The sequence below is a fragment of the Bacillus sp. D48C genome (genome assembly GCF_053345735.1).
In genome coordinates this window covers 142,742-163,089 of record NZ_JBKFAQ010000001.1, presented here as the reverse complement: position 1 = coordinate 163,089, position 20,348 = coordinate 142,742, and the positions used below count along the sequence as shown (strand labels likewise).

Annotated in this window: 21 protein-coding genes and 1 other annotated feature (1 of these 22 cut by a window edge); of the genes, 7 read left to right on the top strand and 14 right to left on the bottom strand. The window is 39.9% G+C overall.

The window, feature by feature from the left end; translation table 11 throughout:
• Positions 1–62: 62 nt before the first annotated feature.
• From ACLBXA_RS00925 to ACLBXA_RS00905, 5 genes are all read right to left on the bottom strand, one after another.
• On the bottom strand, positions 63–476 hold the full coding sequence (locus ACLBXA_RS00925) for a DUF3888 domain-containing protein (RefSeq protein WP_000717657.1): 414 nt from the start codon (positions 474–476) through the stop codon (positions 63–65).
• 93 nt (positions 477–569) lie between these two features.
• A complete protein-coding gene (moaD, locus tag ACLBXA_RS00920; protein WP_000621773.1) occupies positions 570–803 on the bottom strand; it encodes a molybdopterin converting factor subunit 1 in 234 nt (77 codons plus the stop codon).
• Between the two features lie 2 nt (positions 804–805).
• Positions 806–1,270, bottom strand: a complete 465-nt coding sequence (gene moaE / locus ACLBXA_RS00915; RefSeq protein WP_000185946.1) for a molybdopterin synthase catalytic subunit MoaE — start codon at positions 1,268–1,270, stop codon at positions 806–808.
• A complete protein-coding gene (gene mobB, locus ACLBXA_RS00910; protein WP_002081993.1) occupies positions 1,267–1,788 on the bottom strand; it encodes a molybdopterin-guanine dinucleotide biosynthesis protein B in 522 nt (173 codons plus the stop codon). Before mobB ends, moaE begins: the two co-directional genes overlap by 4 nt.
• Positions 1,752–3,041 (bottom strand): molybdopterin molybdotransferase MoeA, encoded by a 1,290-nt coding sequence (locus ACLBXA_RS00905; protein WP_000229703.1) that lies wholly within the window; start codon positions 3,039–3,041, stop codon positions 1,752–1,754. The genes mobB and ACLBXA_RS00905 overlap by 37 nt, the downstream gene beginning before the upstream one ends.
• Positions 3,042–3,124: 83 nt before the next feature.
• Between ACLBXA_RS00905 and moaC the strand changes: the two genes are divergently transcribed.
• On the top strand, positions 3,125–3,610 hold the full coding sequence (moaC, locus tag ACLBXA_RS00900; RefSeq protein WP_000094146.1) for a cyclic pyranopterin monophosphate synthase MoaC: 486 nt from the start codon (positions 3,125–3,127) through the stop codon (positions 3,608–3,610).
• A gap of 37 nt (positions 3,611–3,647) precedes the next feature.
• On the opposite strand, the gene ACLBXA_RS00895 is transcribed toward moaC, so the two are convergent.
• The 6 genes from ACLBXA_RS00895 to ACLBXA_RS00870 all read right to left on the bottom strand — a co-directional run bounded on the left by ACLBXA_RS00895 (position 3,648) and on the right by ACLBXA_RS00870 (position 9,816).
• Entirely contained in the window at positions 3,648–4,661 is a 1,014-nt protein-coding gene (locus tag ACLBXA_RS00895) for a molybdopterin-synthase adenylyltransferase MoeB (RefSeq protein ID WP_001158115.1), read from the bottom strand.
• Between the two features lie 16 nt (positions 4,662–4,677).
• Positions 4,678–5,691, bottom strand: coding sequence for a GTP 3',8-cyclase MoaA (gene moaA / locus ACLBXA_RS00890; protein WP_001157112.1), 1,014 nt, complete (start codon positions 5,689–5,691; stop codon positions 4,678–4,680).
• Between the two features lie 200 nt (positions 5,692–5,891).
• The gene (locus ACLBXA_RS00885) at positions 5,892–8,747 is read right to left on the bottom strand and encodes a BclA-related collagen-like exosporium protein (protein WP_063675872.1); all 2,856 of its coding nucleotides are present in this window, start codon (positions 8,745–8,747) and stop codon (positions 5,892–5,894) included.
• Between the two features lie 116 nt (positions 8,748–8,863).
• The gene (locus tag ACLBXA_RS00880; RefSeq protein WP_001110864.1) at positions 8,864–9,187 is read right to left on the bottom strand and encodes a hypothetical protein; all 324 of its coding nucleotides are present in this window, start codon (positions 9,185–9,187) and stop codon (positions 8,864–8,866) included.
• A gap of 20 nt (positions 9,188–9,207) precedes the next feature.
• Entirely contained in the window at positions 9,208–9,432 is a 225-nt protein-coding gene (locus tag ACLBXA_RS00875; RefSeq protein WP_086403247.1) for a spore germination protein, read from the bottom strand.
• Between the two features lie 78 nt (positions 9,433–9,510).
• Positions 9,511–9,816: a rhodanese-like domain-containing protein gene (locus tag ACLBXA_RS00870; RefSeq protein WP_144514169.1), complete on the bottom strand. Its 306-nt coding sequence runs from the start codon at positions 9,814–9,816 to the stop codon at positions 9,511–9,513.
• A gap of 197 nt (positions 9,817–10,013) precedes the next feature.
• Here ACLBXA_RS00870 and ACLBXA_RS00865 point away from each other — a divergent pair, with 197 nt between their 5' ends.
• Positions 10,014–10,196 carry a hypothetical protein gene (locus tag ACLBXA_RS00865; protein ID WP_000051780.1) on the top strand — a complete coding sequence of 61 codons (183 nt, stop codon included), beginning with the start codon at positions 10,014–10,016 and terminating at the stop codon, positions 10,194–10,196.
• A 49-nt stretch (positions 10,197–10,245) separates the two neighbouring features.
• Here the strand turns inward: ACLBXA_RS00865 and ACLBXA_RS00860 are convergent, their stop codons facing one another.
• Positions 10,246–11,370 (bottom strand): alpha/beta fold hydrolase, encoded by a 1,125-nt coding sequence (locus ACLBXA_RS00860; RefSeq protein ID WP_081143853.1) that lies wholly within the window; start codon positions 11,368–11,370, stop codon positions 10,246–10,248.
• A gap of 152 nt (positions 11,371–11,522) precedes the next feature.
• On the opposite strand from ACLBXA_RS00860, the gene ACLBXA_RS00855 reads away from it, so the two are divergent.
• The 5 genes from ACLBXA_RS00855 to ACLBXA_RS00835 all read left to right on the top strand — a co-directional run bounded on the left by ACLBXA_RS00855 (position 11,523) and on the right by ACLBXA_RS00835 (position 16,517).
• Entirely contained in the window at positions 11,523–13,553 is a 2,031-nt protein-coding gene (locus ACLBXA_RS00855) for a spore germination protein (RefSeq protein WP_081252910.1), read from the top strand.
• Positions 13,554–13,569: 16 nt separating this feature from the next.
• Positions 13,570–14,664, top strand: a complete 1,095-nt coding sequence (locus ACLBXA_RS00850) for a spore germination protein (protein WP_000049080.1) — start codon at positions 13,570–13,572, stop codon at positions 14,662–14,664.
• Positions 14,640–15,719 (top strand): Ger(x)C family spore germination protein, encoded by a 1,080-nt coding sequence (locus ACLBXA_RS00845; RefSeq protein ID WP_000411348.1) that lies wholly within the window; start codon positions 14,640–14,642, stop codon positions 15,717–15,719. Before ACLBXA_RS00850 ends, ACLBXA_RS00845 begins: the two co-directional genes overlap by 25 nt.
• A gap of 92 nt (positions 15,720–15,811) precedes the next feature.
• Positions 15,812–15,997: a hypothetical protein gene (locus ACLBXA_RS00840; protein ID WP_000038780.1), complete on the top strand. Its 186-nt coding sequence runs from the start codon at positions 15,812–15,814 to the stop codon at positions 15,995–15,997.
• A gap of 97 nt (positions 15,998–16,094) precedes the next feature.
• A complete protein-coding gene (locus ACLBXA_RS00835; RefSeq protein ID WP_001262632.1) occupies positions 16,095–16,517 on the top strand; it encodes a pyrophosphohydrolase domain-containing protein in 423 nt (140 codons plus the stop codon).
• A gap of 43 nt (positions 16,518–16,560) precedes the next feature.
• Here ACLBXA_RS00835 and ACLBXA_RS00830 read toward each other — a convergent pair whose 3' ends face one another.
• A complete protein-coding gene (locus ACLBXA_RS00830; protein ID WP_447617078.1) occupies positions 16,561–17,622 on the bottom strand; it encodes a hypothetical protein in 1,062 nt (353 codons plus the stop codon).
• A 203-nt stretch (positions 17,623–17,825) separates the two neighbouring features.
• Entirely contained in the window at positions 17,826–20,234 is a 2,409-nt protein-coding gene (leuS, locus tag ACLBXA_RS00825) for a leucine--tRNA ligase (protein ID WP_000009441.1), read from the bottom strand.
• A gap of 65 nt (positions 20,235–20,299) precedes the next feature.
• Positions 20,300–20,348 (bottom strand) — a binding site (T-box leader); it runs 171 nt beyond the window's last position.

Here is a 20,348-nt window from a genome sequence, read left to right as displayed (position 1 = left end):
TGTAAAATGTCATAAATTGAAACTTTAATCATCCCGCAAAATAGCGGAATAAGTTACCACTCTCAATCATTAGAATGAGCTTTCATTTTTTCTTTTTTGCGAGCACAAATCTTTTCTACAACATCATTAGAAACATTCTTTTCTCGCTCCACATTTTTTACCTTTATATGATCTAAATAATCCTCCAAAGTAAGTGTAACTTTGTCATTTGGGGGATTATGCGCCCCTTGAAAAGTAAGAAATTGTAGCGTCACTTCAAATCTAGGAACAAATTCATCTTTCCTGCCGAGACGCTTTATATTTATAACTGAATCACATTCATATTGATCTTTTGTCACTTGTCTAATAACCGAATAGTACCTATTCAATAAAGCACTCTCTAAAAGCTGTTCCCTTGATTCTTTCGCGAAAGAATCACTTGGAGAAGAGAAAAAGATAGAACATATCACTGTAATAATTACACATATTTTTTTCATAACGTCCTCCTTATCCTATAAGTTAGTGTTCTCAAAAACGCCATAAAAAAACGACTTCCCCTACTTAGGAAAGTCGTTTTAATGAATCCAATATTAACCACCACTCACTGGTGGAATTAGTGCAACAACATCACCAGATTGGACCCTGTCATCTTCATTTGCGTATTCTTCATTAATCGCAACCATAATTGGCTCTGAAACTGGTACATTATATTCTTTCGCAACAACATCTTTTAACTCTGCAACCGTAATATTTTCTTTCTCTATTTGTAATTCACTTGTCCCTGCTTCTTCTTGCAAGTGCGCAAATAACAATACTCGAATCATACTTATAGCTCCTTCCCAGGCTCTCCCGCCGGATATGGTGTTTTTTCTAATTGATCACCAATCCATGAGTCACCATCTTCCCAAAACTCCTTTTTCCAAATCGGAACAATTTGTTTTATGCGTTCCATAATATATTCGTTCGCTTCATAAGCCGCTTTACGGTGTGGTGTTGAAACAGCAACAACAACCGCTATATCAGAAATTTGCAACGTACCGATGCGATGTGTAATCGCAACATATGTATCCGGCCATTTCTCTTTCACTTCCAGGCCAATTTTCTCTAGCATCTTTTCTGCCATCGTCTTATAAGCAACATACTCTAAGTATAATGTACGACGCCCTTTCGTAAACTCTCTAACGGTTCCAATAAATGTTGTAACAGCACCGCATTCACGTCGAATCACTTTCTTCGTTACCTCTTCAATCAAGATTTCTGTATTAATTACTTCATAATATGTATTTGTCATTTCGCACTCCTAACCGTTTGTAAAAACCAGTCTATGTACAACTCTTCTTCTGTTATATGAAATACTTTATATTCTTCTCGTATATTTGCCGGGGCATCATACCACGTAATAATCGCTACTATATTTTCTACTTTATGTAAAAGCTCAACGTCTTCCGCAGAACGAAGTAACACTACTTTCGGGTAGTTCTCTTTTTTATAGCCCTCTATTAAAATTGTATCCACTTCAAAAAACTCATATAAGCGAATAATTTCTTGCAAGGACCATTTCTTTCTTAGTGAAGAAAGTGAAAGCAATCCAGCACCTTCTACACTACTTACGACAGCACCAGCTTTACGGTGTCTTTCGCTATCTTTTTGCGCTACTTCTGGAAAACCTCCGTGCCCGTGATGTTTAATGGTAGCAACCTTCATTTCCCGTTCAGCTAATGCATGCACTATTTTCTCCACAAGCGTTGTTTTTCCGCTATTTTGATATCCTACTATTTGTAAGATTGAAGTGGCTTTGCCCATGGCCAATCACATCCCTCAGAGTGCTCTAACAATAATACAGATACTTTCATCCCGGTCTCAAATCCTCTCGTTCCTCCAGGTAACACAATAAAAGCATTCGCATCTGCAAGTGAAGATACTGCACTCGATTTATCTAAACCGACCGGCATCGCTTGTAACGCCCCGTCCACAATCGTTACGTTTGCTCTTACGAAACGAGTAAATGGATTTGGCTTTGGAAAATCTTTTTGTAAAATAGCATCCGCTCTATATACGTGAGGTTCCTTCGCATACAAATACGTTTTTATAATTGGTTGCACAAATAATTCAAAGCCTACATAACAAGCAGACGGATTTCCTGATAAACCGAAAAGTAACTTCCCATCAAATTCAGCTACTGTCGTTACACTTCCAGGTCTCATGGCTATTTTATTAAAGAGTACATTCGCCTGTAACCTTTCATAAATAGCTGGTAAGTAGTCATAATCTCCTACCGATACACCGCCAGTTGTAATTAAAATGTCGACCTCATCCATCGCTAATTGAATAGCTGTAAAACATGCATCTAACTCATCCGCGAGTTGACCATAATAACGAACTTTCCCGCCAGCTTTCATAATTTGAGCTGCGATCATATACGAGTTACTATTTCTAATTTTCCCCGGTTCTAACGGCTCATGTACTTCTAATAATTCACTCCCTGTCGTTACAATACCGACAACAGGCTGTTTTATAACTTTCACAGTGCTATATCCAAACGTTGCTAGTAAGGCCGCAACTCCTGGATTAATTGCCACACCTTTCTTAACGAGAACTTGATTTTGTTTTATATCTTCTCCTTTAAACGACACATTGTCACCGTTATTAAAAGGGCGTTTTAACTTCATATATGTTTTTCCGTTCTTCTCAAATCCTTCTGTCAGCTCTAGCATTACAACTGCATTGCAATCTTCTGGAATAGCTGCTCCTGTCATAATTCGAATCGCTTCAAAATCTCCTACTTCTTCTAAAAAAACAGAACCCGCCCCGATCTCTCCTATTACTTCAAATTCAACTGGATTCTCTTGGGTTGCTCCTTTCGTATCTTCTGCTCGAATGGCGAAACCGTCGTAAGGGGAACGATCAAAATGAGGAACGTCATGATCTGAGACAACATCTTCCCCGAGAATTCTCCCGTAACTTTCCGTAATAGAAATTTCTTCTACTTCACCATGCTTCGCATATTTCATTACCCGTTCTACTGCTTCAGCAACTTGAATTGGAATTCGTTTTTCTACCATCGTTTCTCACCTCATATTTGCAATTTTTTTTATCTCGATTAAACTTTATGTATTCAATAGAAATTACTTCAAGGAGGAATTCCATGTCTTCATTTACACATTTTAATGACCAAGGACGCGCAAAAATGGTTGATATAAGCGACAAAAAAGCAACCGTTCGAACAGCAATTGCGTGCTCTAGCATTGTCGTTACGAAAGAAATTTACGATAAAATCTCTCACAATGAAATTGGGAAAGGTGACGTATTAGCAGTTGCGCAAATCGCAGGCATTATGGCTGCGAAACGAACTTCTGATATTATCCCAATGTGCCATCCTTTATTATTAAAAGGTGTTGACGTTTCTTTTGATTGGAAACAATCAGAAGAACAATATCGTTTACTCATTGAAGTAAAAGTTAAAACAGAAGGTAGCACCGGTGTTGAAATGGAAGCTTTAACAGCTGCTTCCGCTACCGCTCTTACTGTGTATGATATGTGTAAAGCTGTCGATAAAGGTATGATTATCGGCGAAACATACTTACTTGAAAAAACAGGTGGAAAAAGTGGAGATTATACGAGAAATTCATAATCCTCTCTCCGTTGAACCTAAAGGATTTCCTTTAGGTTCAACCTATATATCTTGCATATAAACTTTTCGCTACATTCATATCATTCGTCCCATGAATGAACGCCCTGCCATCTGTAAATAAAACAAAACGATATTCTTCTACTGGAAATGATAATAGATAAGGTGTCGCCTTTATCTCTACACTTCTTTGTAAGCGCTTTTTAATTTCTTCTAAATTAAAATTCTTCCGCACACCCGGGCGAATTTGTACTGTATTTCGCCCACATAACACTTCTGTTTTTGTTTGTGCTTCAAATGTTAAACTCGGATATGTACGTAACCTTCCGCAAGATAAACAAGTATCTTTTTTCTGCCTATTCACTTTAAATGCCATCTGTTGATTATTCCAAAGATCAAATGATAACATCGTTTCACGAAGCGCCCCAAAGTCTTCTACTAATATTTTCAGCGCTTCCGTAATTTGATGCGCAACTACTAATTGTACTGCCGGTTGTATAATACCAGCTGTGTCACATGTTGCTCCGCTCGCCGGATGCTCCATTAAACAGCGAAAACACGGTGTTTTCCCTGGTAAAATTGTATACGTTACTCCGTAACTTCCGACACACCCACCATATATCCACGGAATATTATACTTTTGTGAAATATCATTAATAAGAAGACGCGTTTCAAAATTATCTGTCGCATCTAATATTAAATCTACATCACGCACTAGCTCTTCCATTTCTTGCACCGTTACATCCGTCACAACTGGATTTATTTCCACCTCAGAATTAATCGCTTGTAAATGTTCTGCAGCCGCTATCGCCTTCGGTTTATACTGCTTTGCATCTTCTTCCGTATATAGTTGTTGTCTTTGTAAATTACTCCATTCTACATAATCACGATCAGCAATCGTTACTTTTCCAACACCTGCTCTAACAATCGCTTCTGCATTTGCCGCACCGAGAGCACCAGCACCAATAATAAGCACATGCTTCTCTCTTATTTTTCTCTGTCCTTCTTCTCTAACACCAGAAAATAATATTTGTCTTGAATATCGCTCCTGCATGCGATAGCCCCCTTTCTTATCCTCCTATATAAGACATTTCGATTTTCGGACGATTTTTTGCACTTTCTTCTGTCCGTTCATCCGAATACCTATCTTTTCTATTCATCCATACATCTTGTATAACACTTAATAACTCCTCATCCGAAAGATTTCCTCTAAGAAGTTCTCTTACATTCAAACCCTCTGTCGCAAATAAGCACGTATAAAACTTTCCATCTGCCGAAATTCTTGCCCTCGTACAAGAGGCACAAAATGACTCAGAAACAGATGTAATAAAACCAACTTCAACATTTGTTCCAACGTACCGATATCGCTTCGCAACTTCACCAAAGTAATGGACTTCAGCTGGCTCAAGCGGATACACCTTATGAATCATCTCAATCAATTCTCGTTTTGTAACCACTTGATCAAAATTCCACCCATTTGTACTACCAACATCCATAAACTCAATAAACCTAAGCGTGATTCCTTGCTCTTTAAAATACGCAGCCATCGGAAGTACTTGATGATCGTTCATCCCTTTTTTCACAACCATATTTACCTTTACTTCCAGCCCCGCCTCTTTAGCTGCTATAATTCCCTTAATCACCGGTTTCGTATTAATATTTCGACCATTAATATTCCTAAATATGTCGTCATCTATCGCATCTAAACTAACATTCACTCTATGTAATCCAGCTTCTTTTAATGCCTTCGCTTGTTTCGTTAAATGGATAGCATTTGTCGTTAACCCTATATCTATTAGCCCATCAATTTTCACGAGACGTGCAATCAGTTTTGTTAAATCTTTACGAAGCAGTGGCTCACCGCCAGTAATTCTAATTTTTCGTACACCGATGTTAACAAATAATTTTGCCAAACGCTCAATTTCATCAAAAGTTAGTAAAAACTCATCTTTCAAAAAAGCATAATCTGGCCCAAATATTTCCGCCGGCATACAATATGTACATCTAAAATTGCAACGATCAATGACAGATATACGTAAATCTTGAAGTGGGCGTCCAAAAAAATCTTTAACCATCTCCTGCATCGCCACCCTCCCTTTCTGCCAAATTTCTTTCTTTTCATTCTATTATAATATATTTTCGGACTGCGATGTTTTTGCCCAAGTGAATAAAGTGAAACTTTAAATAATTAGAGGGTATCCACTCCCCCTGGTTAATGAGGTTTACTTCCAGATACAAGGATAAAAAAACCTTGAAACATAAAAGTTTCAAGGTTTTCTGCTTATTAACTTAATCTAATAATCGTTAGAGTAGCCCCTGGCGTTGCCGTAGATAATGTAGCCAACGCAATTACTCCAAATAATTGTAAACTAACTGCAGCTCCAGCAGGCAAGTTAGCGATTATTGTTGCACTAAATGAACCTGCAGCCACTGCCGGAGAGTTTATCGTTCCCGCAAGCGGACTGCCATTTACAGTTATACGGGAACTTACAAGTAATCCTGCCGTTAAATTAATTGTATAGGCTATATAATAGTTTCCTGCATTCGCAACTGTAAATACAGTATTTCCACCACTAACGGTTATTCCTGGTCCAATATTTTGATTGTTTGGTAACGGAATATTCGTGCCACCTAACAAAACAGAAATAATACTTCCTGATGTATTATTCGCAAATGCATATGTTGCAGTTGTACTGACTCCAGTCGCCCCGGTCGCTCCTGTTGCTCCGGTTGCTCCAGCTCCTGTTGGACCAGTTGGACCTTGTATTCCTTGTGAACCTGTTGGACCTGTATTTCCAGTTGGTCCTTGGGAACCTGTTGCTCCTGTAGCCCCTGTTGGGCCTTGGATTCCTTGCGGGCCTTGAATTCCTTGTGGACCTGTCGCTCCTGTTGCTCCTGTAGCTCCCGTTGGGCCTTGTATCCCTTGAACTCCTTGGGGACCTTGCGCTCCCGTTGCCCCTGTGTCCCCTGTAGGACCTTGGGGACCTTGCAATCCTTGCACACCTTGAGGACCGGTTGGACCTATCTCTCCTTGTACCCCTTGTATTCCTGTTGGGCCTTGAGGACCGGTCGGACCTTGGATCCCTTGAATTCCTTGAATCCCCTGTGGGCCTTGTGCTCCCGTGGCTCCGGTTGCTCCTTGAATCCCTTGAGGGCCTTGTTCCCCTTGAATTCCTTGGGGACCGGTTGGACCTTGGATTCCTTGCGGGCCTTGGATTCCCTGTGGTCCTTGATCTCCTGTCGCACCAGTTACTCCTTGTATCCCTTGCGGACCTTGTATCCCTTGCGGACCAGTTGGACCAATATCTCCTTGCACACCTTGTATTCCTTGAGGACCTTGTAACCCTGTCACTCCGGTTGCTCCCGTTTCTCCTGTCGCTCCTGTCACTCCAGTTGAGCCTGTCGCACCAGTATCCCCTGTTACTCCTGTCGCACCAGTTGCTCCTGTCGGGCCAGGTGGTCCACCCGATGGACCAGTTACTCCCGTCGGACCTGATGGCCCTGTTGGGCCGGACGGTCCTGCTGGTCCTCCAGAAGGTCCCGTTACCCCTGTTGCTCCCGTTATTCCAGTTGGGCCTGTAGTTCCTTCCCCTGTCGCACCTGTTGCTCCTGTATCTCCTGTTGCCCCCGTCGGACCTTGGATTCCTTGAATTCCCTGTGGACCTTGCACTCCTTGTGCGCCCGTCGCTCCTTGAATTCCTTGTACTCCTTGCACACCTTGGGGACCCATCGGACCTGTTGGACCAATCTCCCCTTGAGCACCTTGCACTCCTTGGGGACCCTCTGGACCCGTTGCTCCTATTTCCCCTTGTATCCCTTGAATTCCAGTTGCTCCTTGTACTCCAGTTGCTCCCGTTATCCCTTGCACACCTTGTATTCCCTGTATTCCTTGTGGACCTTGTGGGCCTGTTGTTCCTACCGGTCCTTGAATACCTTGTATCCCCTGAGGACCCTCTGGACCCGTTGCTCCAACTGGTCCTGGCACTCCTTGTATTCCTTGCGGGCCCTGAAGTCCCTCTGGGCCTTCTGGACCTGTTGGTCCTATATCACCCATCGGACCTTGTATCCCTTGAACACCTTGTGGTCCTGTTGCTCCTGATGGACCTGGTACTCCTTGAATACCTTGTGGACCTTGATCTCCTGTTGCCCCTGTCGCTCCTTGAGGTCCTATAGTCCCCTGTATACCTTGTGGACCTTGATCTCCTGTTGCTCCTGTTACTCCTTGAATCCCCTGAACCCCTTGGATTCCTTGTTCACCAGTTATTCCTGTCGGACCAGGAATACCTTGAATCCCCTGCGGTCCTTCTGGACCTGTTGGGCCAATTGGCCCTTGAATACCTTGTATTCCTTGCAAGCCCTGTGCTCCCGTACTTCCAGTCGGACCTGTAGTTCCCGTTGCTCCTGTTACACCTGTACTTCCTGTAGTCCCAGTATCCCCCGTTGCTCCAGTCGCACCTGTACTCCCACTCGGTCCGCCACCCGGACCTGTCGCACCAGTTGGCCCCGTCGGGCCAGGAGGTCCTCCAGATGGTCCAGTTATCCCAGTTGGGCCTGTTATTCCAGTCGGACCTGTTAGCCCCTGACCCGTTGCTCCGGTTGCACCTGTATTTCCACTCGGTCCTTGTGTTCCTTGTATCCCTTGTGCTCCTTGTATTCCTTGTGGACCAGTTGCACCCGGTAACCCTTGGACGCCTTGAATTCCTTGAGGTCCCTCAGGTCCTGTCGCTCCAATTGGCCCTTGCAATCCCTGTATCCCTTGTATACCTTGTGCCCCAGTCGCTCCCGTTGGACCAATCGGACCTTGTAACCCTTGCACACCTTGAGGTCCTGTCGCTCCAGTTTCTCCTTGTGGTCCTCTCAATCCTTGTGCTCCCTGCTGCCCTTCTGGTCCAGTTGCACCTATTGGTCCAACTGGACCTTGAATCCCTTGAACACCTTGAGGTCCAGTCGGACCCATCTCTCCCATTGGACCTTGAAATCCTCTCGGTCCTTGCGGTCCAGTCGGACCTTGTGGACCTGTTGGACCAGTAATCCCTATACCCGTAAATCCAGTTGGAACAGGAGGAAAAGTAGGACCAATAAGTTCTGGTGGAATTCTAAAATTAGATTGTTGTTTCCCTTTATTATCACGATTCTTCACACTTTCACCACCTACAAACCGTCTTTTTCATAATAAATAAACCTCTTCTTAATCTATTTACAAAAATAATCTCCAAGACTATTTTTATTTCAAATAAATAAAACTCCCTTAATTCCTTAAGGGAGTCCTGCAATTGAATCCATATTATCTGTATTAGGGACAGCTTGCGCTATACCCGATGTATTTACACTTTGCCCCATATTTGTTCCTGTTACAGTACCAGCAGGGGTGCCCCTTGTATATGTCGTCGTCACCGAATCTCCCGGCTGTAAACAAAGCTTCGTTTCTGTCCCTATTACTGTAACAACATCAATCCAAGTACACCCCATTGAACCACTATACGATTTCGTAGCAGTAAATGAAGTATCACTCAAATTATCACCTGTAAATATATTCCCAGTATTATTAACAATAACAAACTCTTTTATATGCGCAGGCATAATTACACTCTACCTTTCCTTTATGAACCTAACGTACGTGTACTCGTTGCCAAAGGCGGAAGAAATACCGATGTTCTAATCACCGCTTCTGGCTGTCTTTTTCCATTTAAAAAAATAGCCGCACTCGATCCTCCAGCTCCTGCATATACTTTCACCACAGCTAAAGGCGAGATATCATAACAGTCACCAACATTAACAGCTCCTGTATTATTAATAATTTTTACTTTACGCAAATTAACCCCCATTTACCCCTCCTCCTTTTTTATACTGTATGCAAAAGAAAAAAACTTGAAACAGACTCGTTTCAAGTTTTTAACTATTAACTATTTCGTTTCACCTTCATATTGAAGCATACCGCCAACCATGTTCACTGTTTTAAATCCTTGCTCATTTAAATAATGACATACATTTTCACTGCGCATTCCTGAACGACAAATAAAGATATATTCATTCTCTTTATTAAAGAAGTCTACTTTATGTGGGATATCGCCCATTTTAATATGTACAGCTTCTGGAATCTTTCCTGCCGCTACTTCTTCATCTTCTCTTACGTCTACTAGAAATAACGTTTCTCCATTTTCTAAACGCACTTGTACCTCTTCTGTAGTAATTATTTTAACTTCTGTCATATGTAGTTCCTCCTTATATACAATAAAACCTTTAGTTTCTTTTCCACAAACATTCTCTACCAATTTTAGCATGCAAAATAAAGAACGCAAAGAATCGAAAAGCTATTTCTCAATTTTCTCGCAAAACTTATTCTTTACAAACATAACTAGCACATTGTATCCTCAATATACTTGTTTTATGAAAGGAGTCGATTAAAATGTCGCTTTTTCTTTTCATTATGGGCATTGTGTTCTTAATCGCTGCAATTATTGCACTTAGTATGCAAAATAATAAAAAGATAAAATCTCCCCAAGAAATGTCATTCTTATTTCTATTACTTAGTATAGCGTTCTTCGGCATAGCAATCGCTACATATATATTCCGTCTACAAATCATGTAAAAAAAGGTGCCTACTACACATATTGCACCTTTTTCACATAATTTATTTCCTACACAAAACTAGATACTTTCCGATTTAAAAATTCATAAACTTTCTTTTCAAATAAATGAATATCAAATGCTCCTGCCATATGCCCATTTATACTTTCTATCTCATACACTTCCGCATATTTTCCTTGTTTTTGCAAAATGTCTACCATTTTATAATTATAACGTGGCGGCTGAAGCAAATCTTGTTTGCACGGAATCATAAGTACATTCGCTTCTATGTTAGAAAGAGATTCTTCTAGTGAAGAAAACCCATGTGCAATATCATGCAATAAAACTGCCTTCGCAGTATACATCCATGAATTTGCATCTACTAACTCTATACTTCTATATGTCGCTTTATTTATCTCTTTTTCAAATGATGTTAATGTAGAAAACTTTTCATAAGGTTCTATCTCTATACTATTACGAGGAAATGTCATTTCATAAAAATGCTCATCAAACGCGTTCATAAACATCATTCTATTTGCTAAATAAAGCCCCTTTATCGGCTGCTCTTCTCCATATTTTCCATCTTTCCAACTTGGATCTAGTTGAATTGCTTCAATCGCATTTTGCGCTACATTTACTGAGGTGATAATTGGATTTTGTGGATTCGTAATAACACCAATCATCCGCTCTACCATATGAGGATAGTGAATAGCCCATTGCTGCGCAATCATTCCTCCTGCTGAAGGTCCCATTACAGCGTGTAGCCTTACGATTCCCATATCTTTTATTAACTCATATTGCATACGAGCTACATCAAGAAATGTAAAAACCGGAAAATCCATTGCATATTCTTCTCCAGTTTCTGTATTAATTGATTTCGGTCCCGTTGTAATCACATATGGATTCTTCACCTGCACATTACAAAGATTATCTGTACATATAACAAAATACTTATTTGTATCAATTGCTTTTCCAGGTCCGATGAGCCCATCCCACCAACCAAGCTCCTCATCATGCACTGTATATTTCCCCGCTGCGTGACTTGTTGCACTAAAGTAATGACAAATCAAAATTGCATTTGACCTTTCTCTATTTAACGTACCATATGTCTCGTACCCCATTTGAACAGGAATTTCCCTACCATTTTCAAACGTAAATTCTTTTAAAACAAACTTCTCCTTTTTTACAATTTGCACAGACTCTCCCTCTCCCCGTTATAGTATGAAATGCTTACTAAAGGTTTTTTTCTATGTAAACCAATCTCCTCCTTCTTTTCATAAATAAATGAATAATATACAAAATTAGCCACAAAATAGCACTATATTACACAATTAAAGAGGGCATACATATGATTTGGAATTGGTTTCGTAAGAAAAAAAAATCAAATACAACAGAGGCAAAAGAAGCCGATAACTGGGAGCAGCAGTCTAACAATCCAGATGACGATAACAAAGAACAGACTAGAAGTATGAAACATACTAAAGGTAAAAATAACGAGCAAGATGACTCTTCTCAAGAGAAACAGCAAAACTCTAAGCAAGATGACTCTTCTCAAGAGAAACAGCAAAACTCTAAGCAAGATGACTCTTCTCAAGAGAAACAGCAAAACTCTAAGCAAGATGACTCTTCTCAGGAGAAACAACAAAACTCTAAGCAAGATGACTCTTCTCAAGAGAAACAGCAAAACTCTAAACAAGATGACTCTTCTCAAGAGAAACAGCAAAACTCTAAGCAAGATGACTCTTCTCAAGAGAAACAGCAAAACTCTAAGCAAGATGACTCTTCTCAAGAGAAACAACAAAACTCTAAGCAAGATGATTCTTCTCGGGATAAGCAACAAAGTGCTAAACAAGGTGATTCTTCTCAAAGTAAGCAACAAAGCTCTGGAGGTAATAGTATTTATGACTTTACCAAACCAGAAAAAGACCGTATTCATTCTCTACAAGATTTAATAGAGAAACTTAAAAAGTCTAGTGATTTTATTAATTACCATACATCTGACGATGAAACGATGCCTTATTGGATTTCTTACTATCGCCCTTCACTTGATGGAGAGAAATTACAGAAATATTTAATGCCCACTCTTTTAGAGAAACCCTGTGCTTCTCTAGAACAACTAAAAGAACATATTCCGATGAGCGGCATTACAATTACGAACGACTTACAAAAAATTGAGGACATGGTTTTAAAGGGACATGCGATTATTCAATTGAATCAGCAAGATCAAAAGTGTATGCTTGCAAACATTGCAATTGATACTTACCGGGCACCAAGCCCTCCATTAAATGAATCAACAGTTATCGGTCCACAAGAAGGCTTTGTAGAAGCTATTGATACGAATATTAATTTAGTACGAAAACGCCTTCCTGTTTTAGATTTACAAACAAAAGAAATGATTGTCGGCGAATTTTCCAAAACGAAAGTTGTCATGATGTATTTAGACAACCTCGCCGAAAAAGATAATATAGATTTTCTCGAGGAGTCATTACGTGCTCTTGAATATGATCAAATTAATGATAGCGCTTATATACAAGAACTTATGGGTGAAAAGTCGATTTTCCCTCTCTATATCAATACAGAACGTACTGATAGGGTGACAAAAGCACTCATTGATGGGAAAATTGCTATTTTTGTGGATGGTTCTCCAAGTGTTTTACTAACACCTGTATCCTATTTCGATTTTTTCATTTCACCAGAAGACTATAACGTCTCTTGGTTATACGCTACATTTTCACGCATTTTACGCCTTATCGCTGTTCTATTTTCTATCTGTGCTACACCGTTATACGTTGCAGTTTTAAATTATCATTATGAACTTATTCCAAGTGATTTACTTGAAACTTTGATTTTATCAAGGGCGCAAGTACCATTCCCACCTTTAATTGAAGCACTCTTTTTAGAACTCGCAATCGATTTATTAAGAGAGGCTGGCGCGAGGTTACCGATGAAAGTTGGTCAAACGCTCGGTATTGTAGGCGGTATCGTAATCGGACAAGCATCTGTACAAGCTGGTTTAACGAGTAACATTTTATTAATTATCGTTGCCTTATCAGCACTTGCTTCCTTTATTACACCTATTTATAAAATGGGGAATGCTGTTCGATTACTACGCTTCCCGTTTCTCATATTTGCAGAAATAGGTGGACTTTTCGGTATTTCTCTTGGATTTATCTTTTTATTCACTCATCTATTTAGACTTACTTCCTTACGCAAGCCGTACGCTTTGTTTTATCCGACAAGACAACAATCGGTTAAAGATTCTTGGATTCGTTTCCCATTAACAATGATTGATACAAGAGATGTGCAGGCAAGACCACAACATGTAAAAAAAGCTGCTAAAGGAATTTCAACAAAACATAGATCAGACTTTGATGATTAAGAGATGAGGTGCATTGATGAGTAAAGTTCAAGAAAAATATCAAATATCTCCTACCTTTGTTTTCTTCTTAATTCACGGTGCACAGTTTGGAGCTGGCGTTCTCGGATTTGCTCGAATCACCGCAAAGGCCGCTGGATACGACGGCTGGATGGGCGTTCTAATCACAGGACTCTGTATCCAAATTCTTATATGGATGATGTATTTTTTATTAAAAGAAACAAACGGGAATTTAATTGATTTACAACGACAAACCTTTGGAAAGTGGATAGGAAACGTCTTTAATATCATCTTTGCAACTTATTTTTTAATCGTCAGTATTTCGGTTATTCGAACATACGTTGAAATTATTCAAGTATGGATGTTCCCAACTGCCTCCACCTTTATGTTAACACTCTTTTTATGCCTAGTTAGCTATTACATCATTTCTTCTGGATTTCGTGTCATTACTGGCATTTGCGTCATCTCTGTTGGTGGTACGCTAGGGTATTTATTTCTAAGCTTATTTGTTTTGAAATACTCACATTGGGAGAATTTACTACCTATTTTCACACATTCTTTTTCAGATATTTTAAAATCCGCTCAACTGTCAATCTACAGTATGACTGGTTTTGAGATTTACCTCATGGTTTATCCATTTGTGAAAAACCCTAAACAATCTCATAAATTTGCTCAATATGGGGCACTATTTTCAAACCTTCTATATTTATTTAGCACCCTTTTAGCCTTTTCGTTTTTTAGTGAAAAACAATTATTAAAAACGATATGGGCCCAACTTTCTATGACCCAAGTTATTCAATTACCATTCATAGAAAGGCTAGAATATATCGCAATTTCAGCTTATGCCCTCGTTATTATTACAAGTTTCATTCTACCTTTGTGGGCGGCAACGAGAGCAACGCACGAAATATTCCGTGTAAAACAAAGAGGTGTTTTAATCGCTTTTATGTTTATCACCCTCATTGTTTCACAACTTTTAACAAACAGACACGATATTAATAATTTTATTAGTAATGCATCAAAAGGAAGCTTTTGGCTCATTTATGTATACATCCCAATTCTATTTATTATTGTGTGGGTGAAAAGAAAATGGAAAAAATCAAAAATAAATTAATACTTATCTCTTGTATAACACTCTTTAGTCTAACTGGATGTTTACAAAAAAATATTATCGATGACGTACACCTTATCCAAGGAACTGTCTTCGATGTAGCAAAAGATAATAAAATAAAGGTAACATTTGTTTGTCCTATTCAGCAAAAAGGGAACAAAGTTCAAGTTTTTGAAGGAACAGCAAATGCGGTAAAACAAGTAAAAGCTGACACATCTTTAGAGTCTTCTCAACCATTTGCGAGCGGACAAATGCGGGTTGCTCTATTTACCACCCGAATTGCTAAGAAAGGAATGGTTGCTTCCTTCGATACATTAATTCGTGATGTAAACATTGGGAATGCCTTATATGTTGCTTTACTTGAAGGTAATGGTACTGAACTCTTAAAAGGAAAGTACACGACTTCATCCAACGTTGCAATTTATATAAAAAAAATGCTAGAACATAATATGGAGACCGGTCCTTTACCAACAGATAATCTGCATGTAGGAGCTTTCCGTTATTATCAAGAAGGGCAAGACTACTATATTCCAATTTTAAAGAAACATGGTGATAAAATAAAAATCACGGGAATTGGTCTTTTTAAAAAGGATAAATATGTTGGTAAAATCGCGGAAAAAGATATGTTTATATTCAAAGGACTTTTAGAAAAACATAAGTTAGATTCACATGAATTTAAAGCAGATCCTGGGTACGTAATGATTAATAATATTCGTTCTATTCCAACATACGATATAAAAATAAAAAATGGTAAGCCTTCCTTTTCCATTCATGTTAAACTTGAGGCTCGTATTCAAGAAGTATCGAAACAGATTAACTTAGAGAATGCTAAGAACACAAAAAAGATTGAGAAGGTCGTTCAAAAACAATTGGAGACACAAGGTAAGAAATTAATTAAGCAGTTTAAATCTTTAGATGTCGATCCTCTTGGGCTAGGAGCTAAATATAAGCAACATTATCGCCCATTCAAATTAGAGGAGTGGAAACAAATGTACAAAGATGTTCCAGTTACTATAAAATACACCGTAGACATTACAAATTCTGGTGTAATTGAATGAGAAATGATTGAACTCCTCTCTCCAGCATGATACAACGGAGAGAGGAGTTTTTTATTATCAAATAGAGAGAGAAGATATTTATGGGGGAGCTTATGTCTAAAAAATTAGTAAAGCCTATTTTAAATGGTATTTTATTTCTCGGCGTCTTTTTATTTGCTCATACATACTTAAAAAATGTTTCCTTCACACGTTATTTACTTGTCGTTATACCAATGTTACTCGTCGGTATTTTTGGCATCGATCTTATTTTATCCCTTTTAATAAAAAAAGAAGAATAACAAGCGAACATCTTATTTCGATAAGATGTTCTTTTCATTTCATAATCACCTTATGTTACAATGAAATTCGGCAGAAAACGAGAAAGGATGAAACAACATGGCAAACGAAAAAGGTTTAGATAAAGGATTCGAACTTGTTGCAAAAATGCATGAAGAGTTCGGACATCCTGTGAAAAATACTCCAACAAAACTAACAGAAGAGCGTGCAAAAATTCGTGCAAGTTTTATGCAAGAAGAGCTAGAAGAATTTCTAGAAGCAACGACTGTTGAAGATCAATACGATGCACTGATTGACCTTATTTACTTTGCATTCGGAACGTTTGCCGAAATGGGCGTACGTCCTGATAAAGGATTTGAAATTGTAAATAACGCAAACATGGCAAAACTATTCCCTGATGGAAAACCCCGATTCCGTGAAGGCGATGGCAAAATTCTAAAACCAGAAGGCTGGCAAGCACCAGAACCACAACTTCGTGCTGAAATCGAACGTCAGCGCAAAGAAGCTGAAAAAAACTGCTAGGATTTCCTAGCAGTTTTTTATTATGTCTTTTTTCTGCAATTCATTAATGACCCACGTGTCCCGCGTGTCCTGCTGCTCCACTAATGCTAGCTGCTCCTGCCGCTGCCCCTGCTGCTCCTGCTCCAATTCCACCTGCCCAAGGAGAAGATTGTTGCTGTTGATATTGTTGGTATTGTTGGTGCTGTTGGTGCTGTTGGTGCTGTTGGTGCTGTTGACCATGTTGGCCTTGATGACCGTGGTGACCTTGGTGACCTTGGTGACCTTGGTGACCTTGGTGACCTTGGTGACCTTGGTGACCTTGGTGACCTTGGTGACCTTGGTGACCTTGGTGACCTTGGTGGCCTTGGTGGCCTTGGTGGCCGTGATGGCCTTGATGGCCTTGATGGCCTTGATGGCCTTGATGGCCTTGATGGCCTTGATGGCCTTGATGGCCTTGATGGCCTTGATGGCCTTGATGGCCTTGGTGAGTTTGATAAAGAACAGCTTGCGGATGAATGTGGTGGTGACCGTGGTGATGTACTTGTTGTTGATGACCGTGGTGACCTTGGTCATGATGGTGTCCATGATGACCGTGGTGACCTTGGTGATGATGATGTCCATGATGACCGTGGTGACCTTGGTGATGATGATGTCCATGATGACCGTGGTGACCTTGGTGATGATGGTGTCCATGATGACCATGTTGGCCTTGATGATGGTGATGTCCATGATGACCGTGAACAACTTGCGGATACCCACCTATTCCTCCAGCTACAACACCCACTCCCGGTACCGGGAATCCTGTCTGCACTCCTCCAACGAAAGAAGGAAATGTAGTTGGTGCTCCTACTGGAAATCCTGTCTGTACGCCAGCTACTGATGTCGGAAATCCTCCTGTTACTGTAGGCATTCCACCCCCTGATGTCGAAAAGCCCCCCATTGATGTAGGCATTCCAGTTTGCATGCCAGCTACCGATGTTTGGAACCCTCCTGCTGCTCCACCCATCCAGCTCGGAATTCCACCGTCTCCTTGTTGGCCAGCCCCTCCCATTAACATCATTTGTTCATAACTATCCGATTCACCTCCGAAGAAGCCATGTGGTGCATTATTGTCCATCCCTTTCATTCCTTTCACCTCTTCTACTCAATTTAGCCTACCTTTTTTATCATATTTCCTATAGAAAAATAGGTGTTTGTCTGTATGGGAATTCCGCTCTTTTATTTATACGTAGTGGAATAATTGAAAACTTAGACTAAAGTGATTCAGAGATTATTTTCTACACAAAAAAGCTCAGAGCATAAATGCTCTGAGCTTTTATTTAGAATGAATTAGTTTGCAACAACGTTAACAAGTTTTCCAGGAACAACAATTACTTTACGAACTGTTTTCCCTTCAATTTGGTCTTGAATTGCTTCAAGTGCAAGTTGTTCCATTTCTTCTTTTGATGCGTCTTTACTCATTGTTAGTTTTGCGCGAACTTTACCCATAACTTGAACAACGATTTCAACTTCATCTTCTACAAGTTTAGACTCATCAAATATTGGCCAGCTTGCATATGTGATTGTTTCATTATATCCAAGTTTGCTCCATAGCTCTTCCCCGATGTGAGGTGCAACTGGTGCGATCATTTTTACGAAACCTTCTACATATTCTTTCGGAAGTGTTTCAGCTTTGTATGCATCATTGATGAATACCATCATTTGAGAAATCGCTGTGTTGAAGCGAAGCTCTGCATAGTCTTCTGTTACTTTCTTCACTGTTTGGTGGTAAGCTTTTTCAAGCTCTTTATTTGGTGCGTCAGTAATTTTCTCACTTAATTCACCGTTATCTTGAACGAATAGACGCCATACGCGGTCTAGGAAACGACGAGCTCCGTCAAGACCATTTTCAGACCAAGCGATTGAAGCATCTAATGGTCCCATGAACATTTCGTATAGACGAAGTGTATCTGCACCGTGGCTTGCTACGATATCATCAGGGTTTACAACGTTACCTTTTGATTTACTCATTTTCTCGTTGTTTTCACCTAAAATCATACCTTGGTTGAATAATTGTTGGAACGGCTCTTTCGTTGGAACTACCCCGATATCGTATAATACTTTATGCCAGAAACGAGCATATAGTAGGTGAAGTACAGCATGCTCTGCTCCGCCGATATAAATATCAACTGGAAGCCATTGTTTTACTTTTTCAGGATCTACAAGTGCTTCGCTATTGTTTGGATCGATGTAACGTAGGTAATACCAGCAGCTACCAGCCCATTGTGGCATTGTATTTGTTTCACGACGACCTTTTTTACCAGTCTCAGGATCAACAACATTTACCCACTCGTCAATGTTAGCAAGTGGTGATTCACCTGTACCTGAAGGACGGATGTTTTCTGTTTTCGGAAGAACTAATGGTAATTCTTCTTCCTTCACAGCTGTCATTGTCCCATCTTCCCAGTGAATTACCGGAATTGGCTCACCCCAGTAACGTTGACGGCTGAATAACCAGTCACGCAGACGGTACGTTACTTTTTGATTTCCTGCGCTCGTTACTTCAAGCCATTCAATCATTTTTGCGATTGCTTCTTCTTTATTTAATCCATCAAGGAATGCTGAGTTTACGTGTGCACCATCACCTGTGTACACTTCTTTCGTAATATCTCCGCCTTTTACAACTTCCTTCATCGGAAGATTGAATACTGATGCGAATTCATAGTCACGCTCATCATGAGCTGGAACTGCCATTACGGCACCTGTTCCGTAAGTTGCAAGAACATAGTCAGCAATCCAGATTGGTAATTTCTCACCGTTTACTGGGTTAACTGCGTAAGCACCAGTGAATACACCAGTTTTCTCTTTCGCAAGTTCTGTACGCTCTAGGTCACTCTTCATTTTTACAGCGTTAATGTAAGCTTCTACCGCTTCTTTTTGTTCTGCTGTTGTAATTTCTGCAACAAGTGCATGTTCCGGAGCTAGTACACAGTATGTTGCACCAAATAGTGTATCAGGGCGCGTTGTGAATACTGTGAACTTCTCGTCTGTACCATCGATATTGAAGTGTACTTCTGCACCTTCAGAACGACCGATCCAGTTACGTTGCATATCTTTTAAGCTTTCTGGCCAATCAAGCTCATCTAGATCTTCTAATAGACGATCTCCGTAAGCTGTAATTTTTAACATCCACTGTCTCATCGGACGACGCTCAACTGGATGTCCACCACGCTCACTCTTACCGTCAATGATTTCTTCATTTGCAAGTACTGTACCAAGTGCTGGACACCAGTTTACAGGTACTTCATCAACGTAAGCTAAGCCTTTTTCAAATAGTTTTAAGAAGATCCATTGTGTCCACTTATAGTAGTTTGGATCTGTTGTATTTACTTCACGGTCCCAATCATAAGAGAAACCTAGTGATTTAATTTGGTTACGGAACGTATTAATATTATGCTCTGTAAATTCAGCTGGGCTATTTCCAGTATCAAGTGCATATTGCTCTGCTGGAAGACCAAATGCATCCCATCCCATTGGATGAAGAACGTTATACCCTTGCATACGCTTCATACGAGATAAAATATCTGTCGCTGTATAACCTTCTGGATGTCCTACGTGTAGGCCTGCACCTGATGGATATGGGAACATATCTAGTGCATAAAATTTTGGTTTTTCTGTCTCATCTGGCGTACGGAATGTTTTATTCTCTTCCCAGTACCCTTGCCACTTCTTCTCAATATCTTGATGATTAAAGCTCATGAGATACCCTCCTTGAAATTCTATTTATTTTCACCGCCCAAAATACAAAAAACCTCTCATCCCTAGAAAGGGACGAGAGGTTATAGATTCCCGCGGTACCACCCTAAATTAATG